Raw genomic sequence first — 19,563 nt, 5'->3', positions numbered from 1 at the left:
CACCAACAGCGGCGAGCCGAGGAAAATAGATGAGTACGTTCCGAAGAACATTCCGATGAGAAGAATGAGTGAGAAATCTTTTGTTGATGTAGGACCAAAGAAATAGAGGGCAAAGAGCACAAGGATGATGGTGAGCGAGGTATTGATAGAACGGACAAATGTTTGCTCGAGACTCTTCCCCACCGTCTCGCTGAAATCGCGCCCTTTCTTAAGCCGTAAATTTTCTCTGACTCGGTCAAACACGACGATACTGTCGTGTACTGAAAGACCCATAATAGAGAGGAGTGCGATGATAAACAATGTATCAACATCTTTGCCCAAAAATGCAACGACCCCCGTTGGAATAATGATGTCATGAAGAAGTGAAATAACGATAATCAAGCCATATTTCCACGACGCAACCGGCTCTGATACATGGCGAAACGCAAACGCGACAAAGAGGACAATGCCTAAAATAACAAGGAAAATAGCGACCCACGCCTTAGAACGGAGCTCTTTCCCAACCACTGGCCCAATCGAGCTGAAACGCTTTTCTTCGAAGAGAGATTTCCCATCAAATGAAAGTGCAGTAAGAAGTGTCGAGTGTTCATCGGTACTTAAACTTTTAGTGCGAATGATCACATCACGCTCTCCTGCTGGCTGAATACGCACATCGCCAAGCGAAAGCACATCAACGGCAGTTTTTAATTCCAGAGTTTCCGGTCGAGCGTCTTTATAACTTACTTCCGTAAGTGAACCGCCTTTAAAATCGATACCGAAATGAAGTCCTCGAATAATAACGACAGCAATCGACACAACGACAAGCATGGCGGAGATTGCAAAGAATATTTTTCTGTATTTTACGATAAACATAATTAAAATTTATTTTTTGATACCCATTCTCTCCAATGATACATTTTTTTGAGGAAGAACACCGCTTCCGAAAAGAAATTTAGCGAGTCCCCTGTTCTCTTGCACACCGAGCGCAAAAAGTAAGGTTCGTGTGATCGTAATCGCGGTAAACATACTCACTAAAACACCGATCCCAAACGTAAGTGCAAATCCTTCAATCAAGCTCGTGCCAAACCAGAACAAAATCACTGCGGTGATGATACTTGAAATATTCGAGTCACGAATGGAGAGCCATGCGCGATGAAATCCTTCGTGGATTGCATCACTCACGGTTTTCCCTGTCGCAAGTTCTTCTTTCATGCGCGCAAAAATAAGAATATTGGCGTCCACCGCCATGCCGATAGAGAGAATGAAGCCGGCAATACCCGCGGCAGTAAGTGTCACGGGAACAAGTTTGAAGAGCGCGAGCATCATCACCACATACATACCAAGTGCTACTACCGCAAGAAAACCTGGCAAACGATACCAAACAAGAAGAAATACAGCAACAACAAGGAGACCGTAGATCCCCGCCTTCACCCCATCTTTCGCAGCTTTTTCTCCAAGTGTCGCGCCAATCGTTTCAGTGGAAAGAAGTTCCATTTTGTCCACAGGAAGCGCGCCAGAGTTGAGTCGCCCCACAAGCCCTTTCGCTTCTTCGGGAGTAAATTTTCCGGTAATTTGCGCCTTGCCGCCAGTAATCTCTTCACGTACAACGGGCGCTGAAATTGGCTCTAAGTTTCCAAGATTGCGGTCAAGATAAATTGCGACTGTTTTCCCAACGTTTTCTTTTGTGATGCTTGCGAATAACTTTGCACCCTCTTCGTTAAATTCAATACTTACAATCGGTTCGCGGGTGGTTTGATCAAACTCAAGTGTCGCACGCTTAAGGTAACGCCCCGTGAGACTAGTTGGCTCATAAGGACCTGCAATAAGCTCTGGGGTAATATTGGGCGTCTTCCCATCTTTTTGTTCTTTTTGAAATGTTTCAACTGCTTTTTGGTATGCATCAATTTCCTCTTTGCTTCGTTCTTTCATAAATTCAAGTGTCGGAGTTTCTCCGATCAACTGAATCGCTTTGTTCACATCAGTAACTCCGGGAAGTTCCACAATGAGTCTGCCTTCGCGATCGTTTGCTCCACTCTCGATCTGCACCAACGGTTCTGCAACACCAAAAAGATTTACGCGTCGTTCAATAACATCGCGCAAGGCATCCATGGAATCTTTGCGTTCTGAAGCCGTCGTTGACGCAAGGTCGGCGCGGTAAATAAGATGAGCCCCTCCGGAGAGATCAAGGCCGAGTTTAAAGGGAAATTTGCTCAGTGTGACACTCCCGGGAACAACACGAGAACTATGAAGAGCCCCTTCAGAGGCATAAATAAAATAGCCAATTCCGATACCGGCTACCAAAAGCACTATTGCTATTAGGCGTGTTTTCCACATAACTAAGAGTATGTCGCTATTATAGGGATTTCTTTATGTTTTGCAACTATTTGTACTGAAAACGTAAAGCATGGCACTACCTCCCCCTCTCCCCCGCCTTGATCGCCGCAAGCTTGGCAATGAGTCCTTGGAGAATCTTGATCAGCTCTTCGACTTGTTTACGCAACGATGCGAGAAGTGCTTCACGGTCGGTGGATATTCCTCCACTGCCTCCCCCTCCTGCACCTTGTGCTGAGCTTGTCGAAGCATAGAGTGAATTGAGTTTTGCGCGGGTGGCAGGTCCTGCGAGTCCGTAGCCAGTGGTAGAAGGAGAGCCCGTGGTAACAAGGTTGTATTTAGTCTGGAATGTCTCCACTGCTTTTTGAGTGATAGTTCCATAGTAGCCGGTTGCTTCTCCTGTAAAACTTCCTTCGTGCTTGAGTATTTCCTGAAGCGTTCTTACTTGAGCATTATTCATGCCGATACCAAAAGGACCCGTGAGGTGCGGGAAAACGGGAGAAGGAAGTATATTTACTATTGAGGGAGGTAATGTCGGCGAAAAGAGTGATAATGTTTCCTTTTGTGGAACAAGGGGAAGCTCATTGAGATTTTGTTGTGGAGAAACAGGAACAGAAGGGGAAGATGGGGAACCTCCTGATGATGTCGGCGCCATAAACGCCAGAGTTGTCACTGAAACTTCAGCTGATCGAGGAGAGGTTGTACCAGTTCCCATAGCAACGACTGCATAGGTATACACTGTCGAGGGAGTAAGACCGACATCGTCATATGCCGTTCCCGCGACAGAGGCGATCAATGCACTATTGCGATAAATACCGTAACTCATGATATTGACGCCAGAAACAGAAGACCATTCCAATTTTATGTGTCCAGAAGAAAGTGGTGTCGCGGAGAGGTTTGAAGGTGCGGGAAGTAAAATATTTTTTTCTGCTGATGGGTCGGGAGCAACATCAATGGTATGCGTGGAGGTGGCGTTTGCATGGACAAAAAATGCTTGCCCTCCCGCATCCGCCTGTATATTTTCGTAGAATAATCCGTCAATCTTCACCGTATAAAATCCGTTGGGCGCAAGATCTCCTATGGTGTGAAGGAGCGGTGTCGCTACAAATAATTTTTCGGTCCATGACTTTGAAAAATCGCTGGACATATTCCAATTTGAAATATGTATATCGGCCCATTCACCATAGTCGCCCACAGAAAATCCCCCCGTGGGAGCGATTGATAAATTCGCTGTCACAGAGCTTGAGGTGGCCGCAGTCATCCGATATTTTCCATCTTTATACACGCGAAAACTGCCACCGATCGGAAGAGCACGGGCGCCCATCTGGTACGGAGGCTGATATTCAAAAGCTCCAATATCGTCCGTGCCATAAATAGGTGCGCCGTCAATGTCGGTTGTTCTGCCACTGAGAGAACTAACGTTTACCCCAGCATCAATAACCGACGATACTGAACTTGTAATCCTGCCTCCCATTCCAAGATAAGGGTTGCTATATATATCTTGCGGTGCTTCCGTACTGTTAGTGCTTGTCGCGGAAAGAAAAGAACAGTTGGGTGCACCTGATCCAAGATTTCCGACAACATAATTATTCGATAGGTTATTGTAAAATATGTTTGACCGGAGATCTTGAACAACGCTTGCGCCAGCGCCATACGTATTGCGGCAGTAACCTCTACTTCCGTTTGTGAGCGCATTAATGACAACATTGTTCCATATCTTGTTTCGGGAACGGGAATCGTAAGCCAAGTATATGCCTGCTGTGGAGGGGTTAATAATCGTATTGTTGTAGACGTAGAGCGGATCGTATACTCCCCGTGAAAAGGATCCGCCGTTGGTATCCTGGTTTGTCTGAAGATGCAAACCGAACTTGTTATTTTCGCAGATGTTATTTCTGATGATACCCGGAGGAACAGCATATGCCCAGTAAATACATTGACCGCTGTAAATAACAGAAGGGTGACCAAGAGTATTAGATATTTTATTATTCTCTACTAAAAGGGAAGTATTGTAGAAATCAATATCAATTCCCATGCCATCAATAAAAGAAGACCCAGAAATTGGAATGACCGTGTCGATGATATTGCCGGAAATAGTCATATTTTTGTTATAGAAAAGCGAAATAGCAGCGTTGCCATAAGATGTTTTAATCGTATTATTAGAAATCACATTGCTCCGTTGATTATCGCCATACGTGTGAGTAATCCAGATTCCTCCGTTAATGTTAGTGAAAGTGTTGCCGGTCACCGAGAGGTTCGTAATCCGATCTCTATGGGCAGAATAAACATTTGAGGAGACATGCCAAGAGAAGCGGATCATGTAGACGGGGATATCGATGCCTCCGGGTTTGCAGTCAGTAAAGGTGTTATTGGAGATGTTGAGTGTGTCAAATTTTATAGCTGATGGTTCATCTCCAGGCATAGCGATTTCCCCCAATGCCCATCCTGTTGAAACACGACAGTCATGAATATTGTTTCCTACGATGTTCTGATTTGAATAGGTGCTAGTGTTACTATTGTTTATTGAAAAGGTAATCACAGGCCCGGAATTAACTACCTCGTTGTTTGAAAATGTGAAATCATCCCAATCTCTCGTAGCAACGGAGAAGGTATCAACGATAGTGGCGCCGGTAACACACGAAGTGAATTTATTGTTGGTAATCAACACACCTTTCGCAGTATCCGTATTTGGCTGGTTGTAAATACAATACTGACCTGCCGTTAATTCCAAATCGCGAATCGTGTTGTATCCCTTTATAACAGCAAATACGTAATTGCTGTTGGGGCACACGACCTGCGGCTTCGCTCCGACGCCATATGACCCCAAAATAATCGGATCTTTAGCAGTTCCGGCGGTGTTGATGATACGTCCGCAAATACCGCCCACTGAAGTTCCCGCTTTTTGAAGATAATCGGTGGCAAGCGAAAAACTATTAGAAGCTGGCCATGTGGCGAGCGGAGCGGAGGCACCAGCGTTGCAATCCTTAGATGTGCCGTTGCCAGGCGTTGCGCACGTGGGATCGATATAGCGAACTGCATTGGTGGCGCTCACCACAGAGGGAAGTAAGAAGATCGAGAAAAAAAAGAGAACCAATAACAGTTTGAGGTGGAAGAGTGAGACGCGAACCTCTGTAAGATAAGATCTGCGTCCAAAAAATAATTTCAATTTTTTATATAACATCATACACATTTAATTATATTGGAAAATCAGAAACTTTTAGGGCCATAATTTTTATATCAAGCATAAATTTTTTGATATATGCGATACGTTACCACTCCGATTATTCCCCCCAAAATATACCCCGCAAGAATATCGAGAGGCCAATGAATACCTGCCATGACACGCGTAATACCGATTAGGAGTGCGCCCAATGCATACACAAGACCGAGCTGTTTGTGATAAAAATAAAGCGCTGTTGCAAGAGCGGAGAAAAATGTGGCGTGTCCCGATGGAAAAGACGAATCGTTCTCCGACAGTAATACGTGGGTACTAGAAAGTGTCGATGGGCGTGCATGCGGATAGAGATATTTAATGAGATGTGCCAGTCCCCAAGCGATTAGAGCCGCGGTAATCACCACAACTACATCGCGTGCTCCCCTTTTTTTGTCTTTGTGAGTAAATAAATATACTAAGAGTCCGCCGATGAGCAAGAAACCGAAATCATTTGCAAAAAAAACTATGAACCGAGAAAGCACTTCGTGTTGAGTAAATCCATTTAGGAATTGGAATAAGAATGTATTAAATGTCATGTATTATATTTAAACATTAAACCCCTTTTTGCGAAAGAAGTACTTTTAATGTCTTGATAGCGATTTTTAATTCAAGAATAAGTGATCTGTTTTTAATATAATACAAATCATAGGAAAGTTTTATTTTTGTCTCGTGTGCATCGGCCTTGTGGTGGGGATGATTGTAGTGATACAACTGTGCCCATCCTGAAAGTCCCGGCTTAATGAGATGTCGCACATTGTAATACGGTATTTCTTTTTCATAAACTCTCACAAGGCTGGGAACTTCCGGTCGAGGACCGACCAGAGAGAGATCTCCGAGCAATACATTCCAAAGTTGCGGGAGTTCATCAATTCGTGTTTTACGTAACAATTCCCCAACACGGGTAACCTGTTTTGGTTCATCTTCAGTCATTGAACGAAATTTGAGAATTTTAATAATCTTATTATTCTGCCCCACACGCTCTTGGGTGAAAAATATCACGCCTCCGTCATCAAGTTTTATCGCAACAATAACAAATGGATATGCAAGAAGTGAAAGTGTGCCGAGAGTAAACGAGAGGACGATATCCATAGCCCGCTTCACAAAATCATATCCGGCACGCGAAGAAGAGGAGATATTTTCCAAAAACCAATTATAACCCAGGAGCGAAAGTGGGACACGGTCAAATATATCCTCATACACTTTGTAGGTATCGATAAATTTGATCTTGGAAAAGATTAAGTTGTAGAAATGCGGAAGAATCGGCTCCACTTTTTCATTTTTAAGATCAATAACGATGGATGACACTCCTTCGCTATAGATGGTATTGAGAATCTCGTCTTGAAAATCAAGCGCATCAATCTCGTTGAGGTCAACCGATGATATAAATTTGAGATTATAGCGCGGGTTGTTGTTAACCTCTTCCCTAAGTTCCTTCATCTCTTCCCCGCTTCCGATGAGAATGGCATTTTCTCTTTTTCTAAAACCAAGAGACGGCACGAAGTATAATCTCCAAAGCAAAACAAGCGCAAAGGAAACAAAAAGATACATGAAAAGAATTGTTTTGGGCGTGATACCAAAATACGGGATAAAATAGAAAAAAATCACCGCAATGATACTGTTGGTGACTTGCGCATTGAAGATGACAGACGGCAGGCGGCTTTTTAGGATCCGCGTATGTTTCTCATACAGACCAGCGATAAAAAAGACAACCACCCATGAAATGGAGAGGATTGAAAATGGGGCAAGATGGTTTACGAGAAGCCCTTGGGATGGCAACTCGGCATAGCGCAATGTAAGCGTAAACCACAACGCCGTAAAAAAGAAAACTATGTCGCCCCCAAAGAGGATGAGGGGTTCTTTTTTGTTTTGAACCATCATATATTAATATGTATTTATGTAGTATATAGTATGTACTATAGGATAGACAACAGGGGTTAATTTTTAATGTTCAAGACTCAATGTTCATTAAATTTTCAATGTTTTAATGTTTAAAAATTATTTCATGGTAAATTGATTGGAAACTGGAAATTGATAATTGAAAATTCTCATCGCCGACTGGAAAACCAAATATTATGTCAACAGGAAATAAGAAAACAAAAATACTCTACGTTATTACCAAAAGCAACTGGGGCGGAGCGCAACGCTACGTATATGACCTTGCGACAAGCTTACAAAAATCAAAATACGATGTTGCGGTGGTTTTTGGTGGGGAGGGAGAATTGGCAAAAAGACTTGGTGATGCCGGAGTACCTGTGATTTCTCTGCATGAACTTGGACGTGATATAAAAATATTCAAAGACATTGCATCTTTTTTTACACTTCTTAAAATTTTCCTCCGGGAAAAACCCGATATTATCCACCTCAATAGCTCCAAAGCAGGAGGCATTGGCGCCCTCGCCGCCCGTATTTGCAATCTTCTTTCATACCTACAAACTAAAAACTTAAAACTTAAAACTAATATTATTTTCACCGCCCATGGATGGGCATTCAATGAGGAACGAGGTACGATTTCAAGATTTCTTATTGTATGTACCTCCTGGCTTACGATCGCCCTTTCACATAAAACAATTACGGTGTCGGATTTCGACAGAGACCAAGCAGGGCGTATGTTGTTTCTCAATCACAAAATTATCAGGATACACAACGGGGTAAGAACAATAAAATTCTTGGCAAAGAATTCCGCAAGAGAAATTCTCCTCGGAGAACGCGCCACTTCTTTGAATAAAACACTCTGGATAGGAACTATTGCGGAACTTCACAACAACAAAGGACTTCCTTTTGCAATCAAAGCAATTCATCTACTTAAGGAAAAAATAAATATTGAAAAATTTGTATTGGTAATTATCGGCGAAGGCGAAGAGCGAGTCCCCCTTGAGAAACTCATAGAGGAACTGGGTCTCCATCACAACGTGTATCTTGTGGGTAAACAAGAAAACGCCTCATCACTCCTTCGCGCATTTGATATTTTTATTCTCCCTTCAATTAAAGAAGGTTTGCCCTACGTAATTCTCGAAGCAGGCATAGCAGGACTTTCTGTTCTGGCAAGCGCGGTAGGTGGAATCTCTGAAATTATAAAAGACATGACTTCCGGAATACTCGTAAAGCCGAGAAATCCTGACGAAATCGCACTCGCGCTCCACTTCTTACTCACCAACCGACAAAAGCGAATTGAATTCGGTGCGTCTCTGAAAGAAAAAGTGGTGCATAATTTCTCACTCAAAAAAATGACGGAGGAAACGGAAATCATGTATAACTTCAATGACAAAAGAAGTACGATGCGGTAGAATTAAGACATGAGAAAAACTTATTCGCGAGGATTTACTCTTGTTGAAATTCTTGTCGTCATTGCCATTCTTACCATTTTGGCCGGAGTAATTTCAGTCTCAATCAAAGGAGCAAAAGAAAAAGCGGAGAATATCAGCCGACAAATCGTAATTGAGAACTATGCGGATGCGATTAATTTTTATCGCATTGAAAATGGTGGATTTCCCCATCAAAAACTCGGCAATGGACCTAATGACTGTAAAGATCAAGGTAATAGTGCTTTTGAGGACTGTCGTTCTGTCTGTCTTGCAGATTCTCCTGGTAGCGTGGCGAAAGAATGCATTCTCTTTAAAAACAATGTTTATGTTAAGGGTACTGATTCTTATCCCCAAGATGCGGTGATTAACGGTGCCATATCAAAATGGGTTGCCGTTCAGCCGCCTTTTAAAGATGTTGAAGTATACTGGATCGGGGATCCTACAAAAAATCCGTTTTATTTCCAAGGTCCCATATATCTTTGTAAAAACATTACAGCTAAAGGAATTTGTGATTCTGCATGGATGGCTTGGGTATTCCATGGTACTGCAGATTGTACCTTTGGTGAAAAAGGTGATAGTGGTATTTTCGTTGGTGCAACGTGGTGTTTCTATGATTTTAAACTTTAAGTAACTTCTTTATTTTATTCATACGGAAGTCCGACCTCCGTACTCGACCCCTACTCCGTATGGCGTATGAATAATTTTTGATACACTGGTATACATGAAAATCTTCGAATCCAATTTCTATAAAACAAAACGGGTATACAAAGGAGGCTTTACCTTGATAGAACTTCTGGTTGTAATTTCAATTATAGGAATTTTAGCAAGTATTGTTTTGGCTTCAATGAACCAAGCGCGTGCGAAAGCGCGGGATGCCTATATACTAAGCACTGCAAAAGAGTTTCAAAAAGCTTTTGAACTATACGCGGATAATGACCCTAATAATTTCTACCCTCCTGGAACCGCAGATGCGCCATCGGTAAATCCGTTAGTTTACTATACGAGCATTAAAGGTGCGAATACGGATTCCACATTCAAAAATGCTATCGCCCCCTTCATGTCTACGATGCCGACCCTGGGAATGTTTTCAAATAGCGACAAATCAGGAGCGACCATGTCACGACTTTCATACAGCAGACTTAAAAATTTTTTTGGGGGGAATCTTGCCGCCGAAGGCATATGCACCAGTCAAACAACCGAGGGTAAATGTTATGTATTGCTTCTTTACACAGAAACAACGACAATTCTTGGCCCCGCCGGAACAGCAATTTTTCTTTTCAATGATGGGCAAAAAAGGGTTGGCTACAATCCATTGTTTTGGTAACATTTAGTGAATATGAGTGTGGTCAGATATTTTTTTGTTTCGATGTAAGGATACATTGATGTACGAAAATACGTCGCATCACCCCCCCCCATCAATAAATCATATTTCCGGAGTAAAACTGGTAGTACTTGGTGTTCAGCGCCACGCATACTATACTTTATAGTGAATTAAAAACATGCTCGAATTCACTTTTTATAAAAGACCCGCTGCGCAATAACCTTTTCTACTACCATGACGAATTTTCGGCTACAAACAACTCATCACTCGTCAATGAATACGCTGTATTCACCTCCTCGCGCTTCGTTGTTTTCGCCAGAAAATTCGTCATCTCGTTACGAAAAATTATTGCGCAGCGAGTCTAAAGTAAAATATAGGAATAAGAGGGGCTTTACTTTAATAGAACTCCTTGTGGTAATTTCGATTATAGGACTACTCTCCAGTGTGGTGTTATCCTCGCTTACCAGTGCTCGCGTGAAAGCAAGAGACAGTAAGCGCATTCAAGACATTGTACAACTTCAACGTGCTCTTGAGCTCTACTACCAAGACAATGGGCGCTATCCTGCAACTGTGGACTCCAGTCAATATCGCATAGACTGCTGGGAATGCTCCAATGTACTATTCGGAGCATATGACGCTAGTAAAATTTTTGCGCTTGAATCACCGACACGTTATTTAAAACCGCGACCATCGGATCCAAGTGTTCCGTCGAGTGGGCGATTTAATCCTCCTTGTTCTATCTGTGGTTATTTCTATAAAGTAAGCAACAGCGGAAAGGATTACAAAATAACAATTTCCGTAATGGCTGAAAATTCAAATAATATCCCTGAAAATATGCGGGATTGGGATTTCTTGTTTGGGGTTCTCCCTTCTATTGCACTCTATTCGTCCGACGTTTCAAAAAATTGGAGTATGAGCACAAATGTTTCGACACTTTGATGTCATGAAGACAAAAAAAGTGGAGAAGTAACTCTTTGTTTTTTAGTTTCTCCATCAAAACTCTTCCTCATCTAATGCTACCTCCCCGAAAAATATTCCTTTATTCTCCCCATCACTTATTAAAGCAAGGGTTCCCGTGGGAGTAATAATGCTTGATACTCCCGTTTCCATTGCGCGCACAACATACTTTCCTGTCTCAACTGCCATGAATTTTGCGATAATGTGATTGTATAGAGCAACACGAGCACTTTGGAATACTCCGTCGTTGCCAACAGCAATGATGAATCGTGCATCTGCGTCTTTCACAAGGTTAGAGAATAGCGACTCCGAGCATATAAGTGCTGATACCGGCTCTCCTTGTACAATAAGCCCACTATTTTTCTCACCTGCAGTAAGCGGTTCTGGATTTTTAAAAGGAAACCACGATATGGACCTCTCAGAAAAAGGAAACAATATTCGCTTGTGATAAATGCTTGTTACTTCCCCGCCTTCTACTGCAATCATACTATTATAGTGTAATACTCCGCGTTGTGTTTTCACGCCAACGACAAATGATGTAGCTTGATATGCTTTTGAAATGTCTTTTAGTTTTATGTAGAAATTACTTGCTTGAGGACGCATCATACCCATCGGGGATGAGGGCAGTGCTGTCTGCATCGTATCCTCGTCTATAACAATAGAAGGAAATGAGCTCTCGGGAACTACAATAATCATGGGACCCCGAGCAAGAGATTGTTCAATCATTTGAAATGTTTCTTCCTCGCGTCCTTCTCTATTCTCACTTCTCCCTGGCTGAATAATTGCAATAGGAAGATGTTTTAATGACTCGCTTTTGGAAATATTCAGAAGAAAATTCCCTCCAAAAATCAAAACTGCCATTATAAACATCACGCCATAGGGGTACCAATGTTTCCCTATAGAGCGTATGTATAACATTGCTTTTGCATGCCCTTCAACCCCCTCAATGTCTTTGTGGGGTCGATGGATGGTGTAGTACAGTAAGATATTAACGAGAACGACAAAAAAACTTACCATGTAAATACCTCCGAAGCGCGCGGCTTGCATAAGAGGCAAGGAATCGTGCAGTGAGTACCCTAGGTGCCCCCATGTAAACCCAAATAAAATTTTTGCACGAACATATTCAAAAAAAACCCACACTACTGATAATATAAAAACTGAAACAAATCCTTCTTGGTGGATTTTTTTAAAAATTCTGGCAAATATTCCAAATAAAATACCCCCCACAAGAACCCCTGCATACAGAATCCAAAAAAGGAGTAAGATTTTATTTTCATACACAATATCTTGCACATCAAGCCACCACCACGCCTTGAGTGAGAAAAGTGGATAGACAACGGTAGAAAAATACACAACGCCCGTAATGAGACCCCCTTGAAATGCGCGTGTTGGGGATGTATCGGGTTTTGATATAAAAATGAACAGAGGGATCAGTGCCACCCAGACAAAAAAAGAAAGCTCAAACCATGGAAGGGTGAGGGCAAGGAAAATGCCAGAAAAAATTGGAAGAATAAAAAACCTTGTCACAAGAGGTTCGTTTGTGCTATTCATGATTTGATTATTATATCATGCACGATGCATCACCCACCCCCCCCTGCGCCTTCCTATTTTCTTTCAGATGGTAGTTTGGTATACTTTCATGCATATGGAAAATATTCAATTTAATCAAGAAGATAGGGAATTACAAAATTTAAATAATCCATCGGCGCAATCGCCATCGAGAATGATTGGGTGGGTTATAAAATATTCCGGTGGAATGGTAAAAGATGAAACGCAAGCGAATTATATACTTCTTGGAATTGCCAGTATATTTTTCATACTTACCATCATTACAATAATAAATGGGATGGGCATCGGTCCCAAGAAAACAGTATATCGAGAAGATATCACGCCAGAAATAAGAGCGGCGATGCCAATGGAGATCTATGATTCACTTCCTACGCGAAATACATCCCGATAGAAATCTGAACTATTTATGAAAGATTCACGTTATATATTCTATTCACCCACAACACAGAGACTCTCGCGTTATTCCCAAGGAGGAGGTAGGTCAATGGCGATTGTAATGATTGGAGTAGTGTTGCTTGCAGGGATATTTATTAAAATTTTCTTTTTAAATTCGACTGCAAAAAATGTTGGGGCAGTCAAGAAAAATGACATTTATGAAGTGATGGTGAATTTGGGATTAAGTTCTGAAGACATGAGAAGAATCCCTGATAATTTCTATCGAGAAGACGTCCCGGCTGACATTGTAAAAAAGCTCCCGCCTGGGGTTATTGAGACGGTTCCTTCGCGAATCACGGCGGTAAAGAAATAATTACTTCCAGCCATACATGCAAGAACCCTCAATGTTATACACCCAAAAACTCATTCTTCATTGCATCCCGATGAGACACGCGCCCGTACCGCCTCATCCCCATAAGAATACCAAGCCCCGTGAATTCGGTGAGCAAATGTGATCCTCCATAACTCAAAAATGGCATCGGTATTCCGGTTACCGGAAGTAACCCCATGTTCATCCCGATATTCACAATAAGATGGCTCATAAACAGGATAGCAAGTCCCATGCCAAATAACATTTCAAAGTTCGTTGCACCGATCATCGCACTTGCAAGAATTCTCCACATGACAATTCCAAATAAAATAAACAAAAGTAAGACCCCACCGAATCCCCACTCTTCAGCAAATGCGGCAAAAATAAAGTCTGTCTGATATTCAGGTAAAAACTTGAGTCGCGATTGAGTACCATACCCAACTCCTTTACCGAAAAGTTCCCCCGAACCAACGGCAATCGTTGACTGGTTGGCGTTATAGCCAGCTCCATGGATATCAGCGATAGGATGAAGAAACGTGATAATGCGAGCTTTCTGGTAGGGCTTGAAGACAAAAAGCCAAAATACGGTAAACGATACAACGATTATCAGTGTTACCAAAAGAAGGTGCTTTTTTGAAACTCCAGAAACCATAATCATTCCGAGCCAAATAAAAAACAAAATGATTGCAGAACCAAAATCTGGCTGAAAGAATATGAGAACAAACGGAATAAATGCGTATAGCCCAGAAACGAGAATATGCCGAATGTGGGCAATTTCAATGTGACGTCGTGAAAAATATTTGGCGAGAATAATAATAAGTAATACCTTCATGGGATCGGATGGTTGAAGAGATAAGGGACCAAGATGTAGCCAGCTTTGGGCACCTTTGACAGTTTTTCCCAACGCAAGGGTGAATATGAGCACCCCACATAAAAGCAAAAAAAGGGTTGCGAGAAGATCGGCTCGTTTTAAAAAACGAAAATCAATAAAGCTTAGAGAAAAAAACACGATTATTGAAATTGCAATCCAAATAATCTGTTTATCGAAGAAATAATTTTCTCCCATGAATGAGTTCATCGTAACAAGCCCTGCCCCCAAAAGAGGAAGAGTTGCGATAAAAAGTATCCAATCAATACCGCCAAAAACCTTTCGAACTGTTTCTTTGAAATTTATAGTGAGATTCATCCTGTAGTGAAAAAGCCTTGCTCATTACTGGGCAGTAGCCGTTTATTTTTACTCATTAATATTTTTGTTGATCGGCATAGTAAACAATGAATATGCTGATGTATCGATTATATTTTCCCCATCTATTACCGTCTATTGCACAACACAATGAAGAGTAGCCGTGATCAGTTGGAATGATACCATTTTTTACTACACAATATATGTTAAGAAGATAATCTTATCGCGATTGGGGTAACATATGATTAAGATGGATTAAAACGTCAGTCGTAAAGGTTTCTTCCTTACAAACATCCCGGGCAATTTTTTCATAAATACCCTCAAGGTTGGCTGAAGTAATAGCTTTGTAGTAATAGTCCGGCGTAGAAGCAATAGTATCTCTGAGGTAATCTTCGCTCACTCCACTTCCGAGGCCGATTGCGTAAATACTTATTCCTGCTTTTTTCGCTTCTGCTGCTTTTTCACTTGCAAATATTTCCGGATACGTCGTGTCTTTTGGATTGTTAGGATTTTTAGGTCTATTAGAATCACCGTCAGTTAACACAATTATAGCGCGTTTTGCAATGCTTTCGTGATTGGAAGAGGAGAGCTCAATCGTTGCTTTTTTGATCGCATCCCCCATATTTGTATACCCGCTTGCCTCGGAATCTTTCGAAATTTCAATCTTTTCAATTGCTCTTTTAACACGCTCTACGTCAGAGGACAAAAAAAGGTCAACAGGTTCGGAGGCAGTTGTTGCAAACGACACCAACCCAACCTTATCTGCTGGTCCAATTTTGTCGATAAATGTTCTTGCAGCATTTTTTGCGTTTGTAAGCGGTTGAGAAGGATTTTTCCCATCGCTTTCCATACTTCCCGATCGGTCAAACACGAGCATGGTATCCGTAGGCGCAGTACAGCTTCCCGATATGGGACGTGAGAAAAACGGCGCAGGCCAGCTAAAAAAAACTTTTTTTTCTTCTCCTTTCCCTATCGCATCAAGTGTTGTTTCTGAAGCAGCAATGGCATTTTTACTGCTGTTATACACTATTGCTGATATCGTTACATTTGAAAATGCATCTATTGAATCGTTTAAAATCTTTGCTTCGAGATGAGGGGAGCTATAAGGATCTGTTAGCGAGCGTGATTTTACCGAAAGAACTTGCTGTGCCAATGTTCCTTTTATCCATTGGGGAGGTTTATCAAATTCAAAAAACACACGGGTGGGTGTCGCATCCCCTACTTTTATATTTGATTCGTAGATAACAAATTGTTCACTCGGGTTCACAAAAATACTTCCTCGTTGAGTAGCAAGAAGATTGCTCCCATTATCATACAATTCAAATTTGTATCCAATACGTTCAATCCCTGCGCCAAAGTTTCTGTTCTCAACATATGCAGCAAGATCATACGTTCCATCATTTACCTTAAAAAATCGACTCCATTCCACAACCAAGGGCGTCACACTAAAGCTACATACTGCTTTGCATAATCCGCCACAATCAACCCCTTCTTCATCTTGATTTCTCGCTCCATCAAAACATGAAGCTTCGTGATATATATATGTACGATAAATCGGATACGCAGACACCATAACAAGCGCTCCCACCACAAGGAGGAGATATACGAGCTGTCGTTTTGAAGCCCAAGACAACATAATTAATTAGAGTATATCAAATATCATGGATAATAGGAAAACCCCCACGTGAAATATTTCACGTGGGGGTTTTCCGCTTAACAACATAATTAGATTTTAGAGCGCAGAATGTTGGCGATTACCTACTTTCCCCACAAGGAGTATCATTGGTACTACGATGCTTAACTTCTGTGTTCGGAATGAGAACAGGTGTACCCATCGCGTCAAATCACCAACACAGAATACTCGATTATTTTTGATTTTCAAATTTCACTACGAATATATTGGAATCCTTCCGAACATACTGTTCGGTATGGACGCATAAGAACAGGTGCTTCTTACAGAAGCTGTACACCTTTTGGACATTTTGTATTCGCTACGCAATCAAAAATGTCTCAAAAGGTCTTGCGAAGCTCCAAGTATTCGCTTCTCACCCATCGCGTCGAATCACCAACATTCTGCGCTCTAATCTAAAGTAAAAAAATATTTGTTCACGTATTGTGATTTTCAAATTTCCTAATAGGAAATGATGGACGAATTAGTACTTCTCGGCTTAGTAGATTACTCTACGTACACCTAAAGCCTATCAACCTAGTCATCTCCTAGGGGTCTCATAACGATTCCTAATCTTGGAGTTGGCTTCCCTCTTAGATGCTTTCAGAGGTTATCCATTCCCGACTTAGCTACTCGGCAATGCTCCTGGCGGAACAGCCGACACACCAGAGGTCAGTTCACTTCGGTCCTCTCGTACTAGAAGCAAATCTCCTCAAGAATCAACGCCTGCAGTAGATAGGAGACCAACCTGTCTCACGCATTTCTGTTTTACATCTTGCCGTGGTCTCGTTATGCAAGAACCTTCATTGCTGAAGGGATCGGACTATAGCATGCACTTATTTTTAGTAAGCGTGCCAACGTTTAGTCTCTACGGGCGAATAAGTTTATAGAGTTACAAAGTTAAAAGTTTATAAAGGAGATATGAATGCATCTACTTTAAAAACTTTGCGGACTTTATGAACTTTTAACTAACTCTTCCCTCGGAATTACCCTTTCCGCGTCAGTCTGCGTTTAGTCCGCAATCATCCGCGTCTGTCGGGATTTCCCGATATTAGTTGGCTTGTCTCGCGATTATTTCTAATCGGAGCCGCCGTGATAAATGTCTTTTTGATAAGTTTAGTCTTATCTCCTCGGGTTCAGACTAAGAGAAGTCAATTACAAAGAAGAAAACATATCTTTGTAATTCACTCCTCTACGGTCTGAACCCAGCTCACGTACCTTTTTAATTGGCGAACAGCCAAACCCTTGGGACCTTCTCCAGCCCCAGGATAAGATGAGCCGACATCGAGGTGCCGAACTCCGCCGTCGATATGAACTCTTGGGCGGAACTAGCCTGTTATCCCCAGAGTAGCTTTTATCCGTTAATCTCCGGCCGCATCTAATGCGAACCGTCGGTTCACTATGTTCTGCTTTCGCACCTGTTCGGTATGTACACCTCACAGTCAAGCTCCCTTGTGCCATTACACTATCGGCACGGTTTCCATTCGCGCCTAGGGAACCTTAATAAACTCCTCCGATACTTTTTAGGAGGATAGCGCCCCACCAAAACTACCCACCAGATACTGTCTCTGTACGTTTTTGCCGTACAAGTTAGAATATGCCTGCCGAAAGGGCGGTATTGCACTGGCGACTCCATTCAAACCAAGATCTGAACTTCAAAGTCTCCCGCCTATGCTACGCAGCCGAAAAACATACTCAATACCAAGTTATAGTAAAGCTTCTGGGGTCTTTTCGTCTAACTGCAGGTAACCGGCATCTTCACCGGTATTGTATTTTCACCGAGCTATTTCCCGAGACAGTTCCCCAGTCATTACGCCATTCGTGCACGTCTGAACTTACCAGACAAGGAATTTCGCTACCTTAGGACCGTTCATATTGTGTTAACTTTGCATTACTGCAAAGATCGGACTATATCTTTACCTTAAGGCGGTCGGCATGTGCTTGCCTTAAGAATGTTTGACGTATAGTCTCTGAGGATTTTCCATAATTCTTTTGAATTTTAGGAATCTTTCCTGCTGATTGTCCAATCTTCAAGATTTTTGCTTGGCAGTTTATCTTTTCAGATTCTGTTTCGCACTTGAAGCTCTAAGGAGTTTCCAGCATACAGTCAAATTTATTTGCGTAACTACAACGTCCTACTTTATAGTTACGGCCGACATTCACCAGGGCTTATATCAGTCAGCATATGCATCACGCTGCGCACGATGCTCGTAAATGTAAAGTTAAAAAATCAAAGTTTAAAATTATGGAATTCGCCTTATGGCGAATAAACTATTATTTGTAAATTTTCTTAAAGAAAACTTACTCCGCAATTTTTCATTTTGATATTTGCATTTTACATTTACGGCATCACATGCAATGTGATGCACACACCACCGATATTTGACCTTCTGGCATTGGTCAGGCGTCACCCCCTATACATCCTCTTACGAGTTCGCAGGGAGCTGTGTTTTTGGTAAACAGTTGCCAGGGATACTTTCGCTGCGGCCCCACATTCTTGCGAATGGGGGCAAGCCTTATTCCGAAGTTACGGCTGCTTTTTTGCCGAGTTCCTTGGGAAACAATCACTCGTTCGCCTTAGTCTTCTCGACCAGACTACCTGTGTCGGTTTACGGTACGGTTCCACCGCGGTTATGCTTAGAGGTTTTTCTCGGAAGTCTGCTTTACTCTATTTTCTCTCCGCGAACGGAAAGAATTTTCATTCTCGTTGGAATTGCCATTAAAAGCAGGTACCGGATTTTCCTGGAAACCTTCCTTCGAGCACAAACGCAAATCCAATAATGCGCAAAGTATACTAAACTTCGTCCCCCCATCGCACCGCGTTGGAGTCATGGAATATTAACCATGTGTCCATCGGTTTCGGCTTTCGCCATCACCTTAGGCCCGACTAACCCTTGGCTGATCAACATCGCCAAGGAAACCTTAGTCTTTCGGCGTCCCAGGATCTCACTGGGATTGCGGTTACTTGTGCCAACATTCTTACTTCCGTACGCTCCAGTATGGGTCACCCCTTTACCTTCATCGCAGATGCGAATGCTCTCCTACCGCTTGGCGCTCCCGAAGGAACGCGCAAGCCCTCAGTTTCGGTACTACGTTTAAGCCCCGATTATCTTCGGCGCAGAATCTCTCGATGAGTGAGCTGTTACGCTTTCTTTGAATGATGGCTGCTTCTAAGCCAACATCCTCATTGTCTGTGAGATTCCACCTCCTTGTGATGCACTGAACGTAGATTTTGGGACCTTAACTTGAGATCAAGGACTCTTCTCCTTTTGACCAATGAAGCTTAGCCCCCACGG

Annotated in this window: 14 protein-coding genes and 2 rRNA genes; 6 read left to right on the top strand and 10 right to left on the bottom strand. The window is 42.2% G+C overall.

Features of this window, described 5'->3' with window-relative positions; genetic code table 11:
- The 5 genes from secF to Q7S11_01720 all read right to left on the bottom strand — a co-directional run.
- Positions 1 to 852, bottom strand: an 852-nt coding sequence (secF, locus tag Q7S11_01740) for a protein translocase subunit SecF (protein ID MDO8572474.1), incomplete at its 3' end; no start/stop codon positions are given.
- Positions 853 to 861: 9 nt separating this feature from the next.
- A complete protein-coding gene (gene secD / locus Q7S11_01735) occupies positions 862 to 2,313 on the bottom strand; it encodes a protein translocase subunit SecD (GenBank protein MDO8572473.1) in 1,452 nt (483 codons plus the stop codon).
- Between the two features lie 76 nt (positions 2,314 to 2,389).
- Positions 2,390 to 5,491: a peptidoglycan-binding protein gene (locus Q7S11_01730; GenBank protein MDO8572472.1), complete on the bottom strand. Its 3,102-nt coding sequence runs from the start codon at positions 5,489 to 5,491 to the stop codon at positions 2,390 to 2,392.
- A gap of 53 nt (positions 5,492 to 5,544) precedes the next feature.
- Positions 5,545 to 6,057 carry a phosphatase PAP2 family protein gene (locus Q7S11_01725; GenBank protein MDO8572471.1) on the bottom strand — a complete coding sequence of 171 codons (513 nt, stop codon included), beginning with the start codon at positions 6,055 to 6,057 and terminating at the stop codon, positions 5,545 to 5,547.
- A gap of 16 nt (positions 6,058 to 6,073) precedes the next feature.
- On the bottom strand, positions 6,074 to 7,399 hold the full coding sequence (locus tag Q7S11_01720) for an exopolysaccharide biosynthesis polyprenyl glycosylphosphotransferase (GenBank protein ID MDO8572470.1): 1,326 nt from the start codon (positions 7,397 to 7,399) through the stop codon (positions 6,074 to 6,076).
- Positions 7,400 to 7,593: 194 nt separating this feature from the next.
- Between Q7S11_01720 and Q7S11_01715 the strand changes: the two genes are divergently transcribed.
- The 4 genes from Q7S11_01715 (at position 7,594) to Q7S11_01700 (ending at position 11,083) form a co-directional block, all read left to right on the top strand.
- On the top strand, positions 7,594 to 8,805 hold the full coding sequence (locus Q7S11_01715; GenBank protein MDO8572469.1) for a glycosyltransferase family 4 protein: 1,212 nt from the start codon (positions 7,594 to 7,596) through the stop codon (positions 8,803 to 8,805).
- Between the two features lie 9 nt (positions 8,806 to 8,814).
- Positions 8,815 to 9,450 carry a prepilin-type N-terminal cleavage/methylation domain-containing protein gene (locus tag Q7S11_01710; protein ID MDO8572468.1) on the top strand — a complete coding sequence of 212 codons (636 nt, stop codon included), beginning with the start codon at positions 8,815 to 8,817 and terminating at the stop codon, positions 9,448 to 9,450.
- Between the two features lie 94 nt (positions 9,451 to 9,544).
- Positions 9,545 to 10,147: a type II secretion system protein gene (locus Q7S11_01705; protein ID MDO8572467.1), complete on the top strand. Its 603-nt coding sequence runs from the start codon at positions 9,545 to 9,547 to the stop codon at positions 10,145 to 10,147.
- Positions 10,148 to 10,378: 231 nt separating this feature from the next.
- A complete protein-coding gene (locus Q7S11_01700; protein MDO8572466.1) occupies positions 10,379 to 11,083 on the top strand; it encodes a prepilin-type N-terminal cleavage/methylation domain-containing protein in 705 nt (234 codons plus the stop codon).
- Between the two features lie 54 nt (positions 11,084 to 11,137).
- Here the strand turns inward: Q7S11_01700 and lnt are convergent, their stop codons facing one another.
- Entirely contained in the window at positions 11,138 to 12,652 is a 1,515-nt protein-coding gene (gene lnt, locus Q7S11_01695; GenBank protein ID MDO8572465.1) for an apolipoprotein N-acyltransferase, read from the bottom strand.
- Positions 12,653 to 12,746: 94 nt separating this feature from the next.
- Between lnt and Q7S11_01690 the strand changes: the two genes are divergently transcribed.
- Both Q7S11_01690 and Q7S11_01685 read left to right on the top strand, forming a co-directional pair.
- Positions 12,747 to 13,061 (top strand): hypothetical protein, encoded by a 315-nt coding sequence (locus tag Q7S11_01690; protein MDO8572464.1) that lies wholly within the window; start codon positions 12,747 to 12,749, stop codon positions 13,059 to 13,061.
- Between the two features lie 15 nt (positions 13,062 to 13,076).
- Positions 13,077 to 13,418, top strand: a complete 342-nt coding sequence (locus Q7S11_01685) for a hypothetical protein (protein ID MDO8572463.1) — start codon at positions 13,077 to 13,079, stop codon at positions 13,416 to 13,418.
- Between the two features lie 34 nt (positions 13,419 to 13,452).
- Here Q7S11_01685 and rodA read toward each other — a convergent pair whose 3' ends face one another.
- The 4 genes from rodA to Q7S11_01665 form a co-directional block, all read right to left on the bottom strand.
- Complete coding sequence (gene rodA, locus Q7S11_01680; GenBank protein MDO8572462.1) at positions 13,453 to 14,601, bottom strand: rod shape-determining protein RodA; 1,149 nt, start codon at positions 14,599 to 14,601, stop codon at positions 13,453 to 13,455.
- Between the two features lie 217 nt (positions 14,602 to 14,818).
- On the bottom strand, positions 14,819 to 16,234 hold the full coding sequence (locus Q7S11_01675) for a vWA domain-containing protein (GenBank protein ID MDO8572461.1): 1,416 nt from the start codon (positions 16,232 to 16,234) through the stop codon (positions 14,819 to 14,821).
- Positions 16,235 to 16,343: 109 nt separating this feature from the next.
- Positions 16,344 to 16,450 (bottom strand): 5S ribosomal RNA (gene rrf, locus Q7S11_01670).
- Between the two features lie 280 nt (positions 16,451 to 16,730).
- A 23S ribosomal RNA gene (locus Q7S11_01665) occupies positions 16,731 to 19,563 on the bottom strand; the annotation flags it as partial.

It is taken from the genome of bacterium, assembly GCA_030648955.1.
Lineage (GTDB): Bacteria > Patescibacteriota > Minisyncoccia > Phycocordibacterales > JAUSHB01 > JAUSHB01.
This window is presented reverse-complemented; position numbering and strand designations above follow the sequence as displayed.